This is a genomic window from Romboutsia timonensis, from assembly GCF_900106845.1.
GTDB classification, from domain to species: Bacteria; Bacillota; Clostridia; order Peptostreptococcales; family Peptostreptococcaceae; genus Romboutsia; species Romboutsia timonensis.
Map to the genome: position 1 here is coordinate 1 of NZ_LT629857.1, position 1,752 is coordinate 1,752.

General features: G+C 31.2%; 2 protein-coding genes and 5 tRNA genes. All 7 read right to left on the reverse strand.

Going from position 1 to position 1,752, the window contains the following annotated elements; all coding sequences use genetic code 11:
- Positions 1-464: 464 nt before the first annotated feature.
- Complete coding sequence (locus tag BN7997_RS14045) at positions 465-878, reverse strand: hypothetical protein (RefSeq protein WP_071121466.1); 414 nt, start codon at positions 876-878, stop codon at positions 465-467.
- A 19-nt stretch (positions 879-897) separates the two neighbouring features.
- On the reverse strand, positions 898-1,149 hold the full coding sequence (locus tag BN7997_RS14050) for a DUF2508 family protein (RefSeq protein WP_207645598.1): 252 nt from the start codon (positions 1,147-1,149) through the stop codon (positions 898-900).
- Between the two features lie 135 nt (positions 1,150-1,284).
- Positions 1,285-1,360 (reverse strand) — tRNA-Val (locus tag BN7997_RS14055).
- A 10-nt stretch (positions 1,361-1,370) separates the two neighbouring features.
- Positions 1,371-1,447, reverse strand: a tRNA-Arg gene (locus tag BN7997_RS14060).
- Positions 1,448-1,458: 11 nt separating this feature from the next.
- Positions 1,459-1,532 (reverse strand) — tRNA-Cys (locus tag BN7997_RS14065).
- A 13-nt stretch (positions 1,533-1,545) separates the two neighbouring features.
- Positions 1,546-1,622, reverse strand: a tRNA-His gene (locus BN7997_RS14070).
- A gap of 7 nt (positions 1,623-1,629) precedes the next feature.
- Positions 1,630-1,706 (reverse strand) — tRNA-Pro (locus BN7997_RS14075).
- Positions 1,707-1,752: the final 46 nt, after the last annotated feature.

The window sequence follows — 1,752 nt, forward strand, 5'->3', positions numbered from 1 at the left end:
ATCAAACTCTCAAATAAAAGTTGTTACCTGCTCAGACTATCATTATCTGAATATCTGGCTTGGTTTGTTAGTTTCAATTCTATAAATTAACCTACTGTTTAATTTTCAAAGTTCTTTCTTTCAACTTCTTAAGTTTACCAAAGTTATTTTACTTTGTCAACTTATTTTTTAAGTTGTTTTATTTTGTTTTGCCCTTTTCTTAAGGACAAGTAATAATATATCATCTTTAATTTATATCGTCAATACTTTTTTTAAAGTTTTTTTATATTTTTTTAATTTTATATTTAGGCTATGTTATATTTACATTTGATAATTAATTGTAATATAGTAATTTCAATAATTTGATGATTAAACTTAGATTTAATCTATCATATAATTATCGTTACTAACACTAATATCTTAAAATCAATCAACATAGCCTATATGTTAATCATTATATAACAATTTATAATAAATCTAATTTATTAATCAACTTGTGTTAATAGTCTTCTAGTTATATCTGAAAGCTTTAGTTCTCCTAACTCTAAATGAGCCATAGCTAATACTAATTTTATAGTATTGTCTGAATTATCCCATTTATATGCCCTAGCATTTATTATAATATCTTCTGGCATATATTCTTCTAATTCCATAGCTAATTCATCAGATAAAGTCATATATTCATCAAATAATTCTTCTTCATCTATGCTATCTAATTCATAACTTTCTTTTATAACTTCATTTAATAAAGCTACATCTATACTTATTTGATATGCTAATGTATCTTCTCTCTTGCTTCCTTTAGTTAAATCCTTTTCTACATTAAAATCACTATTATTTTCTATAATATCTTTTATCTCACTACTATCAATTATTTCATTACCAAAAACTATGTACAAAATATCATCTCCTTTAAAATCATTTCGCCATTGCTTCTATTAAGGATTCTTTTAAAGATTTCTTTATTCCCTTTTCTTTTGCAATCTTTATTAAGTATCTATATCTAGATTTTTTAGCTTCTAAATTGTATATCGCAACATCTACTAATTCTGGATCACTCACAAACTGAAAAAACTTTTCAGCTACTGCTACGTCTGTTTGAGCCTTCTTTATTTCTTTAATTATATTCTCTTTTTCTAGCTCTTTTTCAATCTTTTTCTTAGTACTCATATTATATCCTCCTAAACTCATATATATATGAATTTAGACAGGTTTAATAGTTTATATACATTATTTGGAAGTTAATCTAATAAGTTATTTTTATATTAAAAAACCTCTAGTGAATTATCACTAGAGGTTAAACACTGGTGGGATTAACAGGGCTCGAACCTGTGACCCCCTGCTTGTAAGGCAGGTGCTCTCCCAGCTGAGCTATAATCCCGGATTCTTTATGGTGCGCCCAAAGGGACTCGAACCCCTAACCTTCTGATTCGTAGTCAGACACTCTATCCAGTTGAGCTATAGGCGCATCTATAATAGTGGAGGCGACACCCAGATTCGAACTGGGGATCAAGGAGTTGCAGTCCACTGCCTTACCACTTGGCTATGTCGCCATATTAAATAAATTGGGGTGGATAATGAGAGTCGAACTCACGACCTCCAGAGCCACAATCTGGCGCTCTAACCAACTGAGCTATACCCACCACATATTGGTCGAGGTGGAGGGACTCGAACCCCCGGCCCCATGGTCCCAAACCACGTGCGCTACCAAACTGCGCTACACCTCGAAGTACTTATTAAATATTTATTTGGTGGACCATCAGGGACTCGAAC

Bases quoted from the DNA above. Each gene is read 5' to 3' on its own strand.
- BN7997_RS14050 (WP_207645598.1), bottom strand. From the start codon at position 1,149: ATGAGTACTAAGAAAAAGATTGAAAAAGAGCTAGAAAAAGAGAATATA.